The sequence below is a fragment of the Psychrobacter sp. UBA3962 genome (assembly GCF_002385225.1).
Taxonomy (GTDB): Bacteria; Pseudomonadota; Gammaproteobacteria; order Pseudomonadales; family Moraxellaceae; genus Psychrobacter.
The window spans coordinates 47,951-68,185 of the sequence record NZ_DGDC01000003.1 but is presented as its reverse complement, the minus strand read 5'-3'; the positions used below and the strand labels follow the sequence as shown (position 1 = coordinate 68,185).

Here is a 20,235-nt window from a genome sequence, read left to right as displayed (position 1 = left end):
TTAGTTAGTTAGTTAGTTAGGTAAGTGCTTACGTATAAGGCGCCTGATATCCTCTGCCCTATTGTGATTTTGAGCTTCTGGTAGCTGTTGTGTGGTGCCAATAACCGTCAATGCATACTCTGTATATTGAACCTGACCAGAGTCACTGCCAGCTACGCCATTTAAAACAGGGTTCACCGGTATACTAATGGCACTGATCCCCATCAGCATATCTCCGGTTACCGTGGCATAGCCTTGATGTCGAATGGTTGTAAGCATCTGCTCATACTGCTGCCATTTAAGGTCCAAATCGGCATTGGCATCTACCTGTAACCATTCAGCATTTACCAGTGCTTTGATAATATTTTTATCTTGCAGGCTAGCAAACAGACGACCGGTTGCCGAAGTGGTTAATGGCATACGTGAACCAACTCTAGTAATGATACTAATGGGAGAATCTGACTCAATGGATTGGATCACTACTGGGCCATCTTGAAACCATTTGGCGATTTGTACACTACATTGCATCGCATTTTTAATATCAGTCGCCGCACGAGTGAGATGTTGTAATAAGTTATTTTGATTCAGTCCACTATAGCTTAAGGCATTAACACGATTACCGAGAGCATATCGCCCGTCTTCTATTTGCTTGGCATAGTCTTTACGAATCAAACTCACTAGATAGCGATGTACTTTAGCCGGATGCATATCAATGGCCTGAGCAATCTCTTTGAGCATCATCGGTTCATTGTGATCGATAAGCACATCAAGTACGGTCAGCCCAACTTCAAGAGACTGTACGCCACCTTGCGCTTTATTCGGGATTGATGTTAGAGAAGATGACATGACTGATTTATCCGCTAGGCTAGAGGCAATATAGAAATCGACAAGACAAAAGGGCGTTATAAGCCCCAATGACTGATTATAGCGATTATACCTGCATTTAACATCTTTATAAGGAAAGTGATGATGAAGTTATATGGATATTTTCGCAGTGGGACCTCTCACCGCACTCGTATTGCAATGAATTTAAAGCAGTTAGATTATGAGTCAATTTCAATCAATCTAGCGCAAGATGAACAGCTTCAATCCACCTTTAAAGCCATAAACCCTCAAGGCTTAGTACCGGTATTAGAAACTAAAGATTTAGTTATGTTCCAAAGCCCAGCCATTCTTGAGTGGTTAGAAGAAACCTACCCACAGCCTCCCTTACTGCCAAATGATAGGGCTGGCCGCGTCCGTGTAAGAGCCCTTAGTGCGATGATAGGCTGTGATATCCACCCTATTAATAATCGCCGTATCTTGCAGTACCTACGAAATGAGCTTAACGTCGACGAATCTCAAGTAATGACATGGTGTCAACGCTGGATCTCTGATGGTTTTGCCGCCTTAGAATTCCTTTTAGACGAAGATAAGCATCGTGGTGATTTTTGTTATGGCAATCAGCCCACATTGGCCGATTGTTATTTGATACCTCAAGTGTATTCGGCACGCCGATTTAAAGTAGATTTATCACCCTACCCTAATATTGTTGCCATTGATAAGCACTGTCAAACTTTGCCGGCTTTTATTGAGGCTGCACCAGAAAATCAGCCTGATACCCCTACACCTTAGTCATAGGGCGTGCTATACATACTAGGATACCTTTATATTAATTTGAGTCATAAAAAATGCCCATTAAAACTAATGGGCATTTCTATATTAAATAGACGGGTAATTAAAGAGCAATCTAACTAGATTTTACCAGTAATTCTCAACTGCAATATTGCCTTCACCACGGCGGTTCATTTCTAGACCCATATCTTTTAAAGTCTCCTTGGTATCTTCCACCATATCCGGGTTACCGCACACCATCACATGGGAATGTTCCTTTGTCAGTTTCTCACCAGCCACCTCTTCTAACTTACCGCTGGTTAACAGCTCCGGTAGACGCTTATCTAAAGCCCCTTCCACCTCTTCACGAGTAACGATTGGGATAAACGTAAATTTTGCAGGAGAAGTCACTAATCCACCAAAATCTTCTTCTAACGTTTTAATCAGCTCAACATACGCCAATTCAGCTTGATTACGGGCACTGTAAGCCAATACGATGTGCTCATAATCTTCCCATGTCTTCAGATCCTGCAGCATGGATAAGAAAGGTGCTAAGCCCGTACCCGTCGCCAACAACCATAAATCTTTTGGTAAAGGCGCTTGATAGCGCGCTAAGGTCAAAAAACCAAAGGGAATGGTATTTAATAATAGCTTATCCCCTACTTGTAAGTGCTGTAGCTGTGAGGTGAATGCCCCATCCGGTATCACAATAGAGAAGAACTCTAGCGTTTCATCATAAGGTGAAGATACTATTGAATAAGCTCGGTAGATGTCTTCATCTGGAGCGTCCTGAGTATTGTTATCCACATGATGCTTTAACTGACTTGGATTTACACCCAGACGCACCCATTGACCCGCTGTGAATTTGAAACTGTCAGGGCGAGTGACTGTAAAGCTAAATAAGTTAGGAGTCCAGGTCTTCTTGCTCAGTACTTCAACTTTTTGAATGTTATCTGATTTATCAGTCATAGCTTCTACTTTTTATAAGTTAATTATTAGAATATATGAAATAAAAAAATGCTTGTAGAGCATTTCGCCCTACAAGCATACCATATCAAGCTATTGAACTCATCTAGAGCAAACTATGCTCTATTTATATTTGGCCTAGATCTACCAAATAATCGATTGAGTGGCCCAAGTGATAAACTCATTAGGCAACACACCCACATACAAGACTATCAAGGTCACTAGAATAACCATTAGACCACCGGCCTGAATACCCCAGTCACTTAATGCATCAAACTCAATAGTCTTAGTTGGACGCTTAAACAGCGTTAACATCACACGTAAGTAATAGAATAAGCCAATGGCACTACCCACAACAATCATAGCTCCTAAGAACCACTCTCTACCATCTACTGCTGCGACGATAGCGAAGAACTTAGTGATAAAGCCTGCAGTTAATGGAATACCTGCCATAGACAGTAACATCACTGTCATCACCCCAGTCAATACTGGACGACGCCAGAATAGACCTTGATAGTGATAAAGCTCCGCAGCTTCACCGGCATCTTTATAAGTACTAGACATTAGGGTAATGACCCCAAATAGACCCAGTGACGTTAAAGCATACATCGCCATGTACATATTGGTGATTGAGTAAGCGCCTGGACCAATACTTACGGCTACGACCAACACATAACCCATATGCGCAATTGAGGAATAACCCAATAGACGCTTTAAGTTGGTTTGACGTAATGCCAATAAGTTACCAAATAAGATAGATAAGGTAGCGATGACAACCAATAGCGTATTCACCGCTGGTAATGCCAATACTGCACTATCTAACATAAATCTAATCGCCAATGCCATCATGGCAACTTTGGTGACTGAAGCTAGATAAGTGGCTACCGGTGCAGGTGCGCCTTGATACACATCTGGCGTCCAGATATGAAACGGTGCTGCAGACAGTTTAAACGCAATACCAAAAGTCATCATTGCGGCGCCAACAATCATTAATGGCGACTCAAAGACGTTACCTAAAGCCTGTGCAATGCCTTTAAACTCTAAGGTACCTGTTGAGGCATAAATAAAGGCCATACCCATTAGCAAGGTTGCTGAAGCGGTGGCAGACAATACCAAATACTTTAAACCCGACTCTAGCGAGCGATCGCGCATAAAGGCATAAGCCAACATACCGTATAAAGGCACAGATAATAGCTCAAGGCTCATAAAGAAAGAAGCTAAGTTATGCGCCGACACCATTAGTAGAGCACCAACGGTCGACAATAGTAATAACAGGTACAGCTCTTCTTTATGATCTTTAAAAGTCTTAAAGTAAGGATACGCTAAAGTACAACAAGCCAGTGACGCTAAGAAAATAAACACCATGTTGAACTGAGCAAAGGGGTCAATAATAAACATACCACTGACAATCACTTGCTCAGGAACCGCGAAACAGCCCATTATCTGACCGATTAAAGTGATTAAACCAACGTTTAAGCCTACAACCGCTAATGTACCCGTCAAGAAGTGTGAGCGCTTTAAAGCAATGGCGATCATCACTACCAATAAGGTCACGGCGACGATAATTACTGGAGCAAAAGGTAACAATACAGGCCAAGCATTTGCTAGAAGATTATTCATTAACGTACCTCCGCTGCGGCAACTGCTGACTGTATTGACTCTACAGCTTCAAAATTAACAACTTCGTGATAAGTATAAGCATTATTAATCCACTGCATTGCATGGCTTGACGTATCTAGCACGGTTTGTGGATATAAGCCTAACCATACCAACCCAATGGCTAAGATCAGCAATAACGTCAATTCGCGCTTATTCAAATCATGTAGATTAATAGGCTTATCGTGTGATTCTTCACCTTCATAGCTGTGATTGATCATATGTGTCGTGTTATTTTCATTAACGGCTAAAGTAGTATTAGCAGGCTGTACTGTAGCTTTTTCTAATTCAGCAGAATTAACGCTGTTAGTAGCTACTGTTGCCGCTGCATACTTAGGCACAGTCTCTTCACCAAATAAAGCACGGTAAATAATAATTAATGAATACAATCCTGCCCATACCAAGCTGAAAGTAGCGATCACTACAAATACTGGGTATTTTTCAAAAGAGCCTAATAGGATTAAGATTTCACCAATAAAGTTACCGGTACCAGGGATACCTAATAAAGCTGCACAGAAGAACATTAATAACGGAGCGTAGTAGCGGAATTGACCCCACATGCCACCCATTAATGGTAATTCACGAGTATGCATGCGCTCGTACAATTGACCGGCCATAATGAACAGCGCTGCTGACGATAAACCGTGAGCCAACATCTGAACCATAAGACCTTGCAGACTGATTAGAGTACCGGCATAAATGGCCAACACCACAAAACCCATGTGCGAAATACTGGTATACGCCAATAGACGCTTAATGTCAGTTTGCATAAACGCCAACCAAGCACCATAGAAGATACCAATGGCTCCTAAAGTAATGGCAATTGGGGCAAACTCTTGTGAGGCTGCTGGGAATAAAGGCAGTACGAAACGAATCAAACCATAGGCAGCGGTTTTAATTAAGATACCTGCCAAGTCAACCGAACCTGCAGTGGGTGCTTGAGCGTGGGCATCCGGTAACCAGCCATGAAATGGCATGATAGGTAACTTAACCGCAAAACCAATGAAGAAGCACAGCATGATTGGGTATTCCCAACCGCCCAACTGTATGCCTAATAAATCATTATAGTTGAAGCTAAAGATACCTGAAGTACGGTAATTCATGATGACCAGTAATAAAATACCGATCAGCATAATCAGACCTGAAGCCTGAGTGTAAATGAAGAACTTAGTCGCCGCGTACTCTTTGGTCTTACCATTGGTGGCGTTATGACCCCAGATGGCAATTAGGAAATAGATGGGAACTAACATCATCTCCCAGAAGAAGAAGAATAAGAATAAGTCGATGGCTAAGAAAACCCCGATTACCCCACCCAAACTCCATAGCAAGTTAAGATGGAAGAAACCAACACGACGCTGAATCTCACCCCAAGAACAGCCCACCGCCATAATACCTAAGAAGGCAGTTAGCGAGACCATTAACAGTGACATACCATCTAAAGCTAAGTGGAAGCTGATGCCAAAGGACTCAATCCAAGGCACACTAAATTCAGCAAACCAAGGTAGCTTAGCAGTAGGCGCCAGCACTTGCTCACTCATACCCGCGAACGCACCTTCACGCCATAAGACTAGCGTTAGGCCAAAGGTGATGATCATACCGATCAAGGCGATCCAGCGTGGCAGACGATTATTAATTTTCTCTACTAACCAGCACAGCGTACCCGCGATGAACGGGGTCGCAATTAATGCCGGCAACATCCAAGCTAATTGAAATTCTGTCATCTTAAATCACCGTCGTCATGACTAGTATCAATAACACTGCCATCCCCAATCCAAAGCTTGCGGCATATCCTCGAAGCGAACCTGTCTGAGTCATGGCCATCACTTTGTTACCCGCTGAAGCAATCGCAGGTAGGATGTTCCATGTCTTATCGACTGGGTCTGCTTTAAGCATTTTACCAATTAATAAAAATGGTTTTACGAACACTAAATCATACAAGGCATCAAAGCCTAGACCATTATGGCACCAGTAATAAATAGCACCGCCCAAACTTGAGGCTTTAAACTTAGCCAACAATTTACCGCTATTGGCCACATACAGTAGCAAGGCTAAGATTAGGCCTGAGGCCATAGCGCCCATGGCAATAAACTCTGCTGTGTGTTTGGCATGAGCCTCACCATTTAACTCTAATAAATGGCCAACACTTTCAGGCAGTACCCCTTGTAAAGGTGGCGTAATTAAAGCACCCACTGCGGTAGACAATACCAGTAACACCACTAGCGGTAACTGATAAGAGATGCCCGATAGTTTGTGCGCTTCAGTTTTTTCTTCGCCGAAGAAAGTAAACCAAATCATACGGAAAGTATAAAGTGACGTTAGGAACGCCCCAAATACACCCATGTAGAATAAAACTTGATGACCGGTTGCATAGCTTTCCCAAAGAATGGCTTCTTTAGAATAGAAACCAACAGTTACCCAAGGAATGGCTGCTAATGCACCCCCACCTACGATGAAGCACCAGAATACCAATGGGATCTTCTTACGCAGACCACCCATCTTAAAGATGTTTTGTTCATGATGCACAGCCGTAATCACGGCACCTGCAGATAAGAACAATAAAGCTTTAAAGAAAGCGTGCGTCATTAAATGGAAGATGGCCCCTTGCCAAGCGCCAACCCCTAGCGCTAAGAACATGTAACCAATTTGGCTCATGGTCGAATACGCTAAGATACGTTTGATGTCGGTTTGTGCTAAAGCACAGAAGCCAGCCACTACCAGAGTAATCGCACCCACAGCACCTACCCAGTATAATAAAATGCCTGGGGTTAATATGAATAGTGGGTGTAAACGGGCAATTAGATAAACCCCGGCAGTTACCATGGTCGCGGCGTGAATTAACGCAGAAACAGGCGTTGGACCTGCCATCGCATCGGCAAGCCAACTGTGTAAAGGAATCTGTGCAGACTTACCCATCGCACCACCAACTAACATCATCGTTGCCAACACTAAAGTAGAGTTGTTGGCTTCGAACATTTGCGGCGCTTGGGTAATAATGTCTTGAATATTTAAAGTACCGAACTCACGGAATAGTAAGAACAGACCAAAGGCTAAGAATACGTCACCGATACGAGTAACGGTAAAGGCTTTCATTGCAGCACGGCCATTGGCTCTGTTTTGATAATAGAAGCCAATAAGTAAGTAAGAACAAATACCTACCCCTTCCCAGCCTAAATAAAGAAGCAGTAAGTTGTCCGCCAATACCAACAAAATCATGCTGGCAACGAACAGGTTCATATAACTAAAGAAGCGAGCAAAGCCAACATCACCTTTCATATACCATGAAGCAAATAGGTGAATTAAGAAGCCCACACCGGTAATTACCCCTAACATGGTTAAGGCCAAACCATCAAAGCTTAGACCGAAAGCAGGGGCAAAGTCGCCAACCTGTAACCAAGTCCATAATGGAATGTTGATAACGGTACTGGGATCATTGGCTTGTAAATAACTTACTGAAGCAATTAGAGCACATAAGGCAGATAAGCCCATGCTACCTACGCCCAACCATTTTGCGGCAGTTTCTGATAATTTATCACGCATTGCCGCTAGAATCAGAAAGCTGATGGCAGGGAAAATAAAGGTTAACGCTAATAAACTCATCTCATTAACCTCTCATCTCATTGGCCGAATCAATGTCTAGGTGACCACGGCGATGGTAGAACTGTAATAGAATAGCCAAGCCTAATGACGCTTCAGCTGCTGCTAAGGTTAAGATAAAGATAAACATAACTTGACCATCAGCACTTAACCAATGACTGCCGGCGACAATAAAAGCAAGTCCGGCGGCACTCATCATAATCTCTAAGCTCATTAGCATAAATAAGAAGTTACGACGAACCATAACCCCGCATAAACCAATGGCAAAAATAATGCCCGCTAATATTAGACCATGCTCCATAGGAATTGGGCCCAAAATAGAGTTTTCTACTACTGTATTATTTGGGGTACCCTGCACCATTTCGACAGATGTCATTTGCAGCGACTGGATTGAAGCTGCTGAAGTAGTATCTGGATTGGCAGTATTTACAGCTGCGCCTTCAAGGCTATGCGCTGTTTCAGAGGTTGCAGTTGCCATTAACTATCCTCCTTATTGTGCAGGTTAGATCTAACATTATATTGATTATGATTGTCTATGAAGTCTTTGGCATCAATAGGTTGATAGTCATACACCTCATCGCTGTGACCTCTTGGCGCTGAATTACGGCTGGTGTGACTTTCATTTTCATCATCCAGTGCTCTCTTACCCAAGTGGTAAGCGGCAACTAGAGCAGCCAATAACAACAAGGCCGCTACTTCTACTAACAATAGGTATTCAGTAAATAGAGCGATACCGACTTGCTTAGCAGAGACAGTTGCTGCGCCTATTGTGGCAGTCGCTACTGTACCCTCTGCGGTAGAAATACCGTTGCCCAAGGACAGCATATAAACCAAAACCACAGCGATAACAAAAGTTAATGCGGTAGGTACGGCCCAAACATCTGAGGCCAACCACTTGCTTTCACGAGCATCATTCTTAGTTCCTAAGTTCAACATCATAATGACGAAGACGAATAGCACTAAGATTGCCCCAGCGTATACAATAACCTGTAACGCTCCGGCAAAAGGAGCACCGATAATAAAAAAGATACCTGCCAAAGCAAGTAAAGTCACAATCATAGAAAGAATGGCATGAACAGGATTAGCGAGCATAATGACTCGCAAGCTGGCAATAATTGCCACCAAGCCTAAGGCATAGAATCCTACCAATGCAGTATTGTCAAACCAGTGTAGCCAACTCATGGCAATAGACTCCTTAAATCGACAGGTTGAGCCTCATTTTGGGCAGCACCTTTTGGTTTGTCTTTAATCGCCATACCGCTAACACGGTAATAGTTATATTCAGGGTATTTACCTGGACCTGAGATTAATAGGTGTTCTTTTTCGTATACTAAGTTTTGGCGCACATATTCGCCTAACTCGAAATCTGGAGTTAGCTGAATGGCTGTCGTCGGACAAGCTTCTTCGCACATACCACAAAAGATACAGCGCGAGAAGTTAATACGGAAAAACTCAGGATACCAGCGCCCATCTTCACGCTCAGCTTTTTGTAATGAGATACAAGCCACAGGGCAAGCTACTGCACACAAGTTACACGCCACACAGCGCTCGTCGCCATCTGGATCACGGGTCAGGACAATACGGCCCCTGAAACGTGGCGGCACAGGAACAGGCTGTTCAGGATACAATATCGTATCTCGAGGTCTAAACGCATGACTGTTAACCATCCACATAGAACGCACAATGGTAAACATGCCCACGACTGTATTTTTCAACGTTTTAAACATGTTAACTTCTCTAATTGCTTATCAGTGATAAGGCCGCTAAAGCGTTTTAACTGGCCCCATCTAACCCAATAAATAGAAGATTCAAAAACTCAGTATTTATTATCGAACTAAGTCTAACTTAACTATACTTTTCTCAAATTTGCAGTCTTGCTTTTTTGTGCCTTCAGTTACCTTAAGCAGCGGAAATTAAGATCAATGCTGCGGTAATTAATAAGTTAATTAAGGTCACCGGCAGACACACTTTCCAGCCGAAGTTCATCACCTGGTCATATCTTGGACGCATTAATGAGCCGCGTGCTAAGACGAACATGGTCATGAAGAATAAGGTCTTAATCATAAACCAGAAAGCAGGAGGTAAAATGGTAAAGCCTAAATTTAGAGGGGCATCCCAACCGCCAAAGAACAGACAAGTCATCAATGCTGAGATAAGCACAACGTTGACATACTCACCGATGAAGAACATACCGAACTTCATGCCTGAATATTCGACATGATAACCTTCAGCCAATTCTTGTTCTGCTTCTGGTTGGTCAAAAGGATGACGGTGAGTTACCGCAACACCCGCTACCACGAAGGTTAAGAACCCTAAAAATTGTGGGAAGATGTTCCAGTGCCAAAAGCCACCTGTTTGTGCTTCTACAATATCACGTAGGTTAAAAGAGCCTGTCATGGCTACAACACCCATTAGGGATAAGCCTAAGAACACTTCATAACTGATGGTTTGTGCTGCAGAACGAAGGCCGCCTAATAAAGAATATTTGTTTTCAGAGGCCCAACCACCAAACATTACCGCGTAGACTGCCATACCGGCCATAGCAAAGAAAAATAAGATACCGATATTCCAATCTGCAACCCCTAATGTGGGAGAGATTGGAATAATGGCAAATGATACCAGAGCTGTGAACATAGCAATCGCTGGTGCTAGGATGAATATAAACTTATCAGCAAACTTTGGTGTCCAATCTTCTTTAAAGAAGATTTTCAACATATCTGCGATAAGCTGTAATGATCCCCAAGGCCCTACTCGGTTTGGACCATAACGGTCTTGCCATAAGGCCAGCATACGACGCTCATAAATAATCATTAATGCAGCGACAATAACCACGACTAGGAAAATAACCAAAGCTTGACCGACTAGGAATAAAGTATTCCAAGCGTCTACCGATAAGCTTTGACTTAGAAAGCCTGGCACCTCAGGGATGATTCGAATAGATTCCATATTAACCTCCCTGACCCTCTAACTGTGGTTTGTTACTTATGACTGTTGACGTTTTTGGTGGATCAATTTTTAGCACAGAGGCTGGTAGGTGACCATGTAAAATGGGCACTTGACCGACTGGATAGCCAATACAGCCTTCTGCAAGATAAGCTACGATAGTGACTGGCAACTCAACACGCTGACCCTCTACGGTGATGGCCAACCAGTCGTTATTACTTACTTGCCAGTGCTCAGCATCTTCTGCCCCAATATAGAATGCAGGCTGCTGCATTTGTTCTGCAATTACTGGGCTTCTATGTGCCATAGCAGAGCTGCCATAGATATTATGGACCGGAACCAACTTGGCCTGACCTTGGAAAATACTCGTCTTAACAGGCTGAGCCAATTCTGGACGAATATATTCGCGTTTTGCGCGTTTCTTGGTTTCATCCATCAAATCAAATAGACGAATACCGGGATCCCCTTGTTTTAGGCTACCGCCCACTTTGTCTTGGTACTTATTCCAAGCTTGTGGTGAGTTCCAACCCGGAGCTTGAGCAAAAGGAATCATCGAGCCAGGAGTCTGTGTCCCACTATACCCTTCCATCGAGAAAGTTAAGCCGGTATCAATATCTTTTGGCTGCATGGGCTCATGCACTGAGATATTAGCGCGCATAGCGGTACGGCCTGAGTAACGTCTTGGTTCACGTGCAATTTTTAGACCTGAAATACGGAAGTCTGAATCCGGTGCTGCCTGCTTAATGCCTTCTAAATTAGGATGAGTCTTAACCAATTCGTTAATAACATCATCCAATTGAGTCCAATCAAGGGGTAACTGATTTAGACTGGTTTCAACCGCATGTAGCCAACGCCAGCCTTCTTTAATACAGTTTTTATGATCGTAATAGCTTGGATCATAGACTTGGAAGAAGCGCTGAGCACGGCCTTCGGCAGAAATCAAAGTACCATCTGCTTCCGCGAAGCTCGCTGCTGGCAACACAATATCAACGAATTTATGCCAATGTAGGTTTTGATGATCTAAAGCAATAACCGTCTTGTCGCTTAATAGCTCAGCTAACTTGTCAATATCTAGGGCATCAGTTAGTTGGTTTTCTGCCACAATAACCGCATCAAAGTCTGTTGCTAATAATTCTTCAACCGACTTGCCGCCTAATAAGCAAACACCAAAGCTATTTGCATTGCGCACGCTTAAGTATAAGCCCGCCTGCTTGCTGTATTTTTCATTGGCTTGCTTTAATTCTAAAGGCTCTTGGCTTGGCTGACGCTCTAAGTTATCAGCAGCTTTTGATTGACCCGCTTGATCTGGCTTAGCATCAAGCTCTTGGTCTTCGCTTGGCTGCTGCTCAGCCTGTTGCGCACGTACTTTAGCATTATGAACTTCAATTTGCTCCAGCTCATAAGCTTTAATCTGGTCACGTTTATCGGTTAAAGCTTGGGCAATTTGAGCAGAAGCTTCGATGATGGCCACACTGAACTGACCGGTACCTGACACCACTAAGGGTTTATCAGCCGTCACCAAATCTAAAGCGATTTGCTGAGCCAATTCTTGCATAGCATCTGCTTGTTGCTCTTGCGGTGAAGCTTGCTTAATTTGCTCAAGGTCATTACCTAAACTCTTAATAGCATCGGCAACTGCAAAGCCTAAGCTGGCAATGTCTTCTGGTGTTGCCACACAGCTGACTTTACTGATGTCATCTAATTTAGTTTGAACCGTATCTACAATGTAGACTGGGCTTAATTCTTTTTGACCAATACGCTGCACTGGCTCTGCTAACCAAGATTCTGTTCTTAGCGCTTCAGCCATTTTGATTTTTTTATTTTTTGCCGCTTGACGAATGGCCAAAGCGATACGTGGACTGGTTTGGGTAACATCTTCACCCAAAATAAATACCGCGTCATGCTCTTCAATTTCAGCCATAGTTGGGTTATAAATGCCTTGAGTAGTTAACACCTCAACACATTTCTCAACCAAACTTTGTTGGTGGCTGTTTAAACCGGTGGAGAAGTTGTCAAACCCAACCAGTTTTTTTAGCGCAAAGTTGGTCTCTAAGCTGGCTCTTGGTGATCCAATACCGATGACCTTCTTACCGGTTAAGCGCTTAACAGTCTCATCTAAGGCATAGTCAACATTGATTTTGACGTGCTTGTCGTTGATGTGTTCAATGGCTTGAACCGGACGATCTTCACGATTGACATAACCATAGCTAAAGCGACCTAAGTCACATAAGAAATAACGGTTTACTTCTCCGTTATAACGGTTTTCGATACGACGAAGCTCGCCATAGCGCTCACCTGCTGAAATATTACAGCCTGCAGAACAGCCATGACAGATGCTTGGGGCGTACTGCATGTCCCATTTACGGTTATAGCGGTCTGAATGCGTTTTATCAGTGAATACCCCCGTTGGGCACACTTCGGTTAAGTTACCAGAGAATTCGCTTTCAAGTTGACCGTCTTTATCACGACCAAAATAAACTCGGTTATTTGAGGCATAAACACCTAAATCTTCACCACCCGCATAGTCTTTGTAATAACGCACACAGCGATAACACGCGATACAGCGGTTCATCTCATGGGCGATAAATGGACCTAATTCTTGGTTATGGTGAGTCCGCTTAGTGAAGCGATAACGACGCTTATTATGACCTGACATATAAGTCATGTCTTGTAGATGACAGTGACCGCCCTCTTCACACGTTGGACAATCGTGAGGGTGGTTGGTCATTAAAAACTCTACAATAGATTTTCGAAATGCTTTCGCCTCAGCATCATCCACTGATATATACATGTCATCGGTAGGTGCTACCATACATGACATGACCAATCGACCTTTACCTGCTGCTGCATCTTCTGCATTGTTAAACTGCTTTACCGCGCACTGACGACATGAGCCGACTGAACCAAGTGCAGGGTGATAGCAGAAATAAGGCACATCGATACCCAGTGACAAACATGCTTCTAATAAGTTGTCTGCCCCGTTTACCTCGACCTGCTTACCGTCAATATGTATGACCGCCATGCCTGTTTCTACTCCTCTACTTCACATCACTAGGGTTAGAAGTTGGGGTCTTATTCCCGGCTTCTGCGCCTGCTGTTGTATCCGAATTAACGTTGCTACCGGTATCTGCGCCTGAGTTAGACGATGCCGCAGGACTGCCGCTTCCCATAGATGACATTACTTTTTTAATTTCCGACTCAGCCCACTCCGAGGTCTCAGCGTCTACTTCGACGGCTGGCACCACGATTTTGCTATCAAATTCATGACGGAAATACTTCAGCGCACTCATTAATGGCTCCATAGCCCCAGGTGCGTGCGCACAGAAAGTCTTACCTAACCATAAATCACGGGTTAAGCCTTCTAATTTTTCAACATCACCCACTTGACCATGACCATCATCGATGGCAGTCAATAGCTTCACGCCCCAAGGTAAACCATCACGACAAGGGGTACAAAATCCGCAAGACTCACGTTGGAAGAATATCTCCAAGTTTTTCAGTAAGGGCACCATGTCTTGTGATTCATCGACTACCATAATCAAACCCGTACCCATACGGCTACCCGCTTTTTGGATGCTGTCAAAGTCCATAGGTAGATCTAAATGATCTGTGGTTAGAAAGTCGGTAGAAGCCCCACCAGGTAACCAAGCTTTTAGACGCTTGCCTTGCTTCATGCCCCCAGCAAAGTCTTCAATAATTTCACGGGCAGTATAGCCAAATGGCAATTCCCAAAGACCAGGATCATTGACTAGACCTGAACAACCAAAGATTTTCGTTCCTGGCGTAGTACTGTTGCCTTTCTCATTTGGCAGTGACTGATACCACTCAACGCCATTAATCAAAATGGCCGGCATGTTGCTTAAGGTTTCAACGTTGTTAACAACAGTTGGACGACCCCAAGCCCCTGAAACTTGTGGGAAAGGTGGTTTAGTACGTGGGTTGGCACGGCGGCCTTCAAGACAGTTAATCAATGCAGTCTCTTCACCACAAATATAACGCCCTGCCCCAGTATGCACGTGTAAATTAAAACCAAACTCTGAGCCTAAAATGTTATCGCCCAATAAGTTATTGGCCAAACACTCATCAATGGCTGCCATTAAACGCTCAGCAGCAACGATGTACTCGCCACGGATAAAGATATAACCATCCGTTGCCCCAATAGCATGAGCAGTAATGAGCATACCTTCGATTAGCTGGAATGGCAGACGCTCCATAAGCAAGCGGTCTTTAAAGGTACCCGGCTCCATTTCGTCGGCGTTACAAATTAGGTAACGCGGCCCCCCATCTGGCGGGGTCATGAATGACCACTTTAGACCAGCGTTAAAGCCTGCACCACCACGACCACGAACGTTGGCCGCTTTAATCATATCGCCCACTTCTTTTGGCGCTTTATTTAAAGCGGTCTTTAAACCTTCAAAGCCACGTAAAGATTGATAAGTTTCTAAATCTAAAATAGCGTCATGATGGGCCAAACGCCAAGTTAATGGTTTAGTCTCAATGGTCGCGGTAGCTTTATCACCATAAATAGGCACACGCTGATTGTTTAATTGGCTCGGCGCTTGACCTTGCTTACGACGAGCAAACTGTTCAGCAATGCTTAGTCTTGGCGTCTCGGCAGCTAATACTTGTTCATTCTGACTCATGGATAATACTCCAATAACTCGGCAACCTGATCCGGCGTAACCGGACCAAAAGTATCTTCATCAATTAACACAGAAGGGCCTTTATCGCAGTTACCTAAACAGCAGATTGGCAGTAACGTAAAACGGCCATCGGCTGTGGTTTGACCAAATTCGATACCTAGCTGTGATTTTAGTTCAGCAGCCAGCTCTTCATAACCGGTCAAATAACAAGCAATAGAGTCACAAACCAAGATAACATGGCGACCTACTGGTGAGCGATAAATACGGTTGAAGAAGGTGGCTACCCCTTCAATATCGGTTACTGGTACATCAAGTAAATTAGCAATAGCATTTACCTGAGCATCATCTACCCAACCATTGCGCTTCTGTACCAGCTTTAGCGCATCTAAAGAGGCCGCTCGAGCTTGAGGGTAATGATGAATATACTCATTAATTCCCTCAATTTCTTGAGCAGTCAAGATACTAGCAACATCTACGGTTGGGGTTTTATCGGTCACAATCTTAATCATTGTATTATTTTCTCTTTAACTGCTAGCTAAGTCGACTGTCTGACCTGCTGGCTTGATATATTAGAAAATTGAAAACTATCCGCTATCTTATATCTGTCTGTACTACTATCTATCCGTATCGGCCATCACAATATCAATTGAGGCTAAGTAAATAATCGCGTCTGATACCAAACTGCCGTTAATCACAGAAGGCATTTGCTGTAAATGAGCAAATGTTGGGGTGCGAATACGGGTACGATAACTCATGGTTGAGCGATCTGAGGTAATGTAGTAACTGTTAATACCTTTGGTGGCTTCTACCATCATTGAGGCTTCACCTGCTGGCATCACTGGACCCCATGAAACGGAGATAAAGTGGTTAATTAAGGTCTCAATATCATTTAAGGTACGGTCTTTTGGTGGTGGCACAGCCAGTGGGTGATCCGCTTTATAAGGACCTGATGGCATGTTATCCATACACTGTCTAATAATGCGTAATGACTGACGAATCTCTTCAATCTTAACCATACAGCGGTCATAAGCGTCGCCGTTATAGCCTACTGGGATTTCAAAATCAAAGTTCTCATAACCCATATAAGGACGTGCTTTACGCAAATCGAATTCAACGCCTGTGGCACGTAGACCTGCTCCAGTTACGCCCCAAGCTAGAGCTTGTTTGGCATCATACTGAGCCACGTTTTGGGTACGGCCCTTTAATACTGAGTTTTGCATAGTCGCTTTGACATATTCGTCTAAACGTTCTGGCATCCAATCTAAGAACTCACGCACCAAACGTTGCCAACCACGCGGTAAGTCAGCCGCTGTCCCGCCAATACGGAACCAAGCTGGGTGCATACGATAGCCGGTCACTGCTTCAATCACATCGTAAGCTTTTTGACGGTCGGTAAACATATAGAAGACTGGGGTCATACCACCCGCATCTTGAATAAAGGTACCGAAGTATAATAGGTTGTTGGTAATACGGAAGAACTCACTCATCATCACACGGATGGTTTGAGCACGCTCTGGCACTGTGATGCCAGCCAATTGTTCTACCGCCATCACATAAGGCAGCTCATTCATTACGCCGCCAAGATAGTCGATACGGTCAGTGTAAGGAATGTATGAGTGCCACGTTTGACGCTCTGCCATTTTTTCAGCACCGCGGTGGTGATAACCAATATCTGGGATACAGTCGATGATTTCTTCCCCATCAAGCTGAAGCACCAAGCGGAATGCACCGTGAGCTGAAGGGTGGTTAGGCCCTAAGTTTAAGAACATAAAGTCTTCATCACGACCACTACGTTTCATGCCCCACTCTTCAGGGACAAAGCGCAGGTTTTCTTGCTCAAACTGTTGCTTAGCAGCGTTTAGGAAGTAAGGGGTAAACTCTGTGGCGCGGGCGTGATACTCTTTACGTAGCGGATGACCTTCCCAATACTTAGGCAATAAAATACGGGTTAAATGTGGATGCCCTTCGAAGACAATACCGAACATATCCCATACTTCGCGCTCATACCAGTTGGCGTTGGGCCAAATCTTAGTGGCGGTTGGGACATTAAGATCATCTTCTGATAAGGCCACTTTAACTCGGATATCACTGTTACGCTCAAGAGACATTAAGTGGTAAAAGACTGTAAAGTCACTAGCAGGCAACCCATCACGATGTTTACGCAAACGCTCATCCATTGCAGATAAGTCTAGTAACATCACATAAGGCTTAGGCAGGGTGCGTAAGAACATTAGGATTTCAAGTAAATCACTTCGTGCAACCCAAATGGTAGGAATGCCATCAAAAGTAAATTGCTCTGTAAATTTACCCGCAAATTTTTGTCCAAGTTCACGCAGCACAGGATGCTGTGTCATATTTGGATTGGCGCTATTATTAGTCGCGTTGCTATTATCCGTTACCATGGTTACCGCTTACCTCAGAGTCATTGCAATTATTGCGAATACGGAAGGGTGAATATTTTTATGATGGGCTCTGTACCTCGGGCACAAAACCCTTTTAACTGTCTAACTTTAACTAACTGTCTAGCTCTAACTTTCCTGGCTATCAATAAAACTGGCTATCAATAAAAATTTGATGAGCCTAGTTTTAAATGCTGTCTGGGCTGCGTAAATTTTTCACCGCGATACGATCGGCTTGTTTGCGATCACGCTCAGGAAGCATCTGTGGCTGATAGATCCCTTTCTCATTTACATAAGCGCCTAATGGACGGCGTTCTTTGGTAATAGAATCTTGTAATAGCATCAAACCTTGAATTAGGGCTTCAGGGCGAGGCGGACAGCCAGGTACATAAACATCGACTGGAATAATTTTATCCACACCTTGTACCACTGAATAAATGTCGTACATACCGCCCGAGTTGGCACATGATCCCATTGAGATCACCCACTTTGGCTCAAGCATTTGTTCGTATAGACGTTGAATAACCGGAGCCATTTTCACGAAGCAAGTCCCGGCCACAATCATCACGTCAGCCTGACGAGGAGAGGCACGAATAACCTCAGCACCGAAGCGTGATAAGTCATGTACCGCTGTTAAGGTCGTTGCATATTCAACGTAGCAGCATGAAGTACCAAAGTTAAATGGCCAAAGTGAATGTTTGCGTCCCCAGTTGGCTGAGGCATGCACCATATCCTCAAGCTTACCCATAAACACGTTACGGTTTACTTCGTCCTCAAGAGGATCTGTAACGGTTTGACGTGTCTGCGCTGGATAAGTATCGGCGTCAGGATTTGCACGGGTTAGCGTATATTTCATGATATAACCCTTAAGAAGACGATTTAGTAGATGATGAAGGAGCAGAAGCTTTACTGAAATCAACCGTAGTGACATTACCCGTCACGTTGATGCGGTCGATATTAGCTAAGTGGCGTTTATTGGCTTCAATGTCATTAGAGACGTTAACTTGACCAGAAGATTGGGCAGGCACTTTGCCTGTAGGGTCGGTATGTAACTCATCAATACCATTAAACTGCGTGATACTGGCCAAATCGAAACCTGCAGGAGCCTGGGTTAAGCGCTCTTTTTTACGGCGTTTATCTGAAGGTGCCCAGTTCATTGCTCCTAATTTAAGCTCGTAAACTAGACCAACAAACAAAATACCAATAAAGACTGCAGCAGTGGCAAAGCCTATCCAACCCAGTTCTCTAACGGATACGGAATAAGCATACAGATATAAAGCTTCTAAATCGAAAATAACAAAGAAGATGGCCACAAGATAGAATTTTGCAGACATACGAATTCGGGCATTGCCAGCTCCGACAACACCCGATTCAAATACTTCTTCTTTTTCTGTACCTTGCGAGCGTCCGCCTAATAAACGGGGTACTACCAGCATGAATACAACCAAACCAATAGCTGCCAAAATGAAGGCTAATGCTGACCAATTAAAGGCGGAACTCATTTGTATATCTCCTTACTGGCACGTATCCTTTGAAGCTCTTAGTTTACTCATAGGATAAGAGCAGTTATATATAGGATACATCGGCTGGTAAAATTAAGGTGCTACTATACTTTTTTTAAACTATAAATGCCAATTTAATACTGAATGAGAGGGTCATACTTCAAAATAAGATTCCCCTTTACATGCATTGATATTTATGGCTTTTTAAGGCAACACCTTTCAGTAAACGCTTAATTATTAAATAATTTATCAGACATCACAGCTAGTTGTTAAATCACCGTTAACAACTACGTGCGAGGTAGAGTCACCCCTACCTGACCTTGGTATTTACCCCCACGGTCTTTATAACTGGTTTCACAAACATCATCCGCATCACTTTGGAAAAATAGCATTTGTGCCACGCCTTCACCGGCGTAAATACGGGCTGGCAAAGTGGTGGTGTTACTAAATTCTAAAGTAACATGACCTTCCCACTCAGGCTCAAGCGGGGTAACGTTGACGATTATACCACAGCGAGCGTAAGTAGATTTCCCTAAGCAAATAGTTAAAACATCACGTGGAATTCTAAAATATTCTACCGTACGTGCTAAAGCAAAAGAGTTAGGAGGAATGATACATTCATCGCCAACGATGTCGATAAAGCTATTTTCATCAAAGTTTTTTGGGTCTACTATGGCTGAATGCACATTGGTAAAAACTTTAAACTCACGGGCACAGCGCACATCATAGCCATAGCTAGAAGTACCATAACTGACCAGCTTATCGCCAGCTTCATTAAAGCGGACTTGGCCTGGTTCATATGGCTCAATCATGCCATGTTCTTCAGCCATTCTACGAATCCAGCGGTCAGATTTAATTGACATTTTACACCCTCAAGCTATTGATTTAAAACTACTAATTTAAAATAATATATTATAAAAAAAGTTCAATTATATAAGATTCAACTTTTTATTTACAGCC

At 43.5% G+C, this 20,235-nt stretch carries 17 protein-coding genes; 1 reads left to right on the top strand and 16 read right to left on the bottom strand.

Annotated elements, in window-relative coordinates; translation table 11 throughout:
- Positions 1-12: 12 nt before the first annotated feature.
- Positions 13-825, bottom strand: a complete 813-nt coding sequence (locus B3S92_RS00600; protein ID WP_296201839.1) for an IclR family transcriptional regulator — start codon at positions 823-825, stop codon at positions 13-15.
- 123 nt (positions 826-948) lie between these two features.
- On the opposite strand from B3S92_RS00600, the gene maiA reads away from it, so the two are divergent.
- On the top strand, positions 949-1,593 hold the full coding sequence (gene maiA, locus B3S92_RS00595) for a maleylacetoacetate isomerase (protein WP_296202119.1): 645 nt from the start codon (positions 949-951) through the stop codon (positions 1,591-1,593).
- A 126-nt stretch (positions 1,594-1,719) separates the two neighbouring features.
- Here maiA and B3S92_RS00590 read toward each other — a convergent pair whose 3' ends face one another.
- The 15 genes from B3S92_RS00590 to dcd all read right to left on the bottom strand — a co-directional run bounded on the left by B3S92_RS00590 (position 1,720) and on the right by dcd (position 20,138).
- Positions 1,720-2,541: a ferredoxin--NADP reductase gene (locus B3S92_RS00590; RefSeq protein WP_296201837.1), complete on the bottom strand. Its 822-nt coding sequence runs from the start codon at positions 2,539-2,541 to the stop codon at positions 1,720-1,722.
- A gap of 141 nt (positions 2,542-2,682) precedes the next feature.
- A complete protein-coding gene (nuoN, locus tag B3S92_RS00585; RefSeq protein WP_296201836.1) occupies positions 2,683-4,158 on the bottom strand; it encodes an NADH-quinone oxidoreductase subunit NuoN in 1,476 nt (491 codons plus the stop codon).
- Positions 4,158-5,915, bottom strand: coding sequence for an NADH-quinone oxidoreductase subunit M (gene nuoM, locus B3S92_RS00580; RefSeq protein ID WP_296201834.1), 1,758 nt, complete (start codon positions 5,913-5,915; stop codon positions 4,158-4,160). Before nuoM ends, nuoN begins: the two co-directional genes overlap by 1 nt.
- Position 5,916: 1 nt before the next feature.
- On the bottom strand, positions 5,917-7,791 hold the full coding sequence (nuoL, locus tag B3S92_RS00575; RefSeq protein WP_296201832.1) for an NADH-quinone oxidoreductase subunit L: 1,875 nt from the start codon (positions 7,789-7,791) through the stop codon (positions 5,917-5,919).
- A gap of 4 nt (positions 7,792-7,795) precedes the next feature.
- Positions 7,796-8,104, bottom strand: a complete 309-nt coding sequence (gene nuoK / locus B3S92_RS00570) for an NADH-quinone oxidoreductase subunit NuoK (RefSeq protein ID WP_077450111.1) — start codon at positions 8,102-8,104, stop codon at positions 7,796-7,798.
- 161 nt (positions 8,105-8,265) lie between these two features.
- Positions 8,266-8,970, bottom strand: a complete 705-nt coding sequence (nuoJ, locus tag B3S92_RS00565; protein ID WP_296201830.1) for an NADH-quinone oxidoreductase subunit J — start codon at positions 8,968-8,970, stop codon at positions 8,266-8,268.
- The gene (gene nuoI / locus B3S92_RS00560) at positions 8,967-9,515 is read right to left on the bottom strand and encodes an NADH-quinone oxidoreductase subunit NuoI (protein WP_296201828.1); all 549 of its coding nucleotides are present in this window, start codon (positions 9,513-9,515) and stop codon (positions 8,967-8,969) included. Before nuoI ends, nuoJ begins: the two co-directional genes overlap by 4 nt.
- Positions 9,516-9,687: 172 nt before the next feature.
- Positions 9,688-10,734, bottom strand: coding sequence for an NADH-quinone oxidoreductase subunit NuoH (gene nuoH, locus B3S92_RS00555; RefSeq protein WP_296201825.1), 1,047 nt, complete (start codon positions 10,732-10,734; stop codon positions 9,688-9,690).
- A 1-nt stretch (position 10,735) separates the two neighbouring features.
- A complete protein-coding gene (nuoG, locus tag B3S92_RS00550) occupies positions 10,736-13,753 on the bottom strand; it encodes an NADH-quinone oxidoreductase subunit NuoG (protein WP_296201824.1) in 3,018 nt (1,005 codons plus the stop codon).
- A gap of 16 nt (positions 13,754-13,769) precedes the next feature.
- Positions 13,770-15,374, bottom strand: a complete 1,605-nt coding sequence (nuoF, locus tag B3S92_RS00545; RefSeq protein WP_296201823.1) for an NADH-quinone oxidoreductase subunit NuoF — start codon at positions 15,372-15,374, stop codon at positions 13,770-13,772.
- Positions 15,371-15,880: an NADH-quinone oxidoreductase subunit NuoE gene (nuoE, locus tag B3S92_RS00540; protein WP_028858113.1), complete on the bottom strand. Its 510-nt coding sequence runs from the start codon at positions 15,878-15,880 to the stop codon at positions 15,371-15,373. Before nuoE ends, nuoF begins: the two co-directional genes overlap by 4 nt.
- Before the next feature lie 108 nt (positions 15,881-15,988).
- The gene (gene nuoC / locus B3S92_RS00535; protein WP_296201822.1) at positions 15,989-17,776 is read right to left on the bottom strand and encodes an NADH-quinone oxidoreductase subunit C/D; all 1,788 of its coding nucleotides are present in this window, start codon (positions 17,774-17,776) and stop codon (positions 15,989-15,991) included.
- A gap of 184 nt (positions 17,777-17,960) precedes the next feature.
- Positions 17,961-18,629: a NuoB/complex I 20 kDa subunit family protein gene (locus B3S92_RS00530; protein WP_296201821.1), complete on the bottom strand. Its 669-nt coding sequence runs from the start codon at positions 18,627-18,629 to the stop codon at positions 17,961-17,963.
- Positions 18,630-18,639: 10 nt separating this feature from the next.
- Positions 18,640-19,275, bottom strand: coding sequence for an NADH-quinone oxidoreductase subunit A (gene ndhC, locus B3S92_RS00525; RefSeq protein ID WP_296201820.1), 636 nt, complete (start codon positions 19,273-19,275; stop codon positions 18,640-18,642).
- A 287-nt stretch (positions 19,276-19,562) separates the two neighbouring features.
- Positions 19,563-20,138 (bottom strand): dCTP deaminase, encoded by a 576-nt coding sequence (dcd, locus tag B3S92_RS00520; RefSeq protein ID WP_077450098.1) that lies wholly within the window; start codon positions 20,136-20,138, stop codon positions 19,563-19,565.
- Positions 20,139-20,235: the final 97 nt, after the last annotated feature.

Excerpts from the sequence above, each read along its gene's own strand:
- B3S92_RS00600 (WP_296201839.1), bottom strand. The coding sequence starts at position 825 with ATGTCATCTTCTCTAACATCAATCCCGAATAAAGCGCAAGGTGGCGTA.
- maiA (WP_296202119.1), top strand. The coding sequence starts at position 949 with ATGAAGTTATATGGATATTTTCGCAGTGGGACCTCTCACCGCACTCGT.
- B3S92_RS00590 (WP_296201837.1), bottom strand. The coding sequence starts at position 2,541 with ATGACTGATAAATCAGATAACATTCAAAAAGTTGAAGTACTGAGCAAG.
- nuoN (WP_296201836.1), bottom strand. The coding sequence starts at position 4,158 with ATGAATAATCTTCTAGCAAATGCTTGGCCTGTATTGTTACCTTTTGCT.
- nuoM (WP_296201834.1), bottom strand. The coding sequence starts at position 5,915 with ATGACAGAATTTCAATTAGCTTGGATGTTGCCGGCATTAATTGCGACC.
- nuoL (WP_296201832.1), bottom strand. The coding sequence starts at position 7,791 with ATGAGTTTATTAGCGTTAACCTTTATTTTCCCTGCCATCAGCTTTCTG.
- nuoJ (WP_296201830.1), bottom strand. The coding sequence starts at position 8,970 with ATGAGTTGGCTACACTGGTTTGACAATACTGCATTGGTAGGATTCTAT.
- nuoI (WP_296201828.1), bottom strand. The coding sequence starts at position 9,515 with ATGTTTAAAACGTTGAAAAATACAGTCGTGGGCATGTTTACCATTGTG.
- nuoH (WP_296201825.1), bottom strand. The coding sequence starts at position 10,734 with ATGGAATCTATTCGAATCATCCCTGAGGTGCCAGGCTTTCTAAGTCAA.
- nuoG (WP_296201824.1), bottom strand. The coding sequence starts at position 13,753 with ATGGCGGTCATACATATTGACGGTAAGCAGGTCGAGGTAAACGGGGCA.
- nuoF (WP_296201823.1), bottom strand. The coding sequence starts at position 15,374 with ATGAGTCAGAATGAACAAGTATTAGCTGCCGAGACGCCAAGACTAAGC.
- nuoC (WP_296201822.1), bottom strand. The coding sequence starts at position 17,776 with ATGGTAACGGATAATAGCAACGCGACTAATAATAGCGCCAATCCAAAT.
- B3S92_RS00530 (WP_296201821.1), bottom strand. The coding sequence starts at position 18,629 with ATGAAATATACGCTAACCCGTGCAAATCCTGACGCCGATACTTATCCA.
- ndhC (WP_296201820.1), bottom strand. The coding sequence starts at position 19,275 with ATGAGTTCCGCCTTTAATTGGTCAGCATTAGCCTTCATTTTGGCAGCT.
- dcd (WP_077450098.1), bottom strand. The coding sequence starts at position 20,138 with ATGTCAATTAAATCTGACCGCTGGATTCGTAGAATGGCTGAAGAACAT.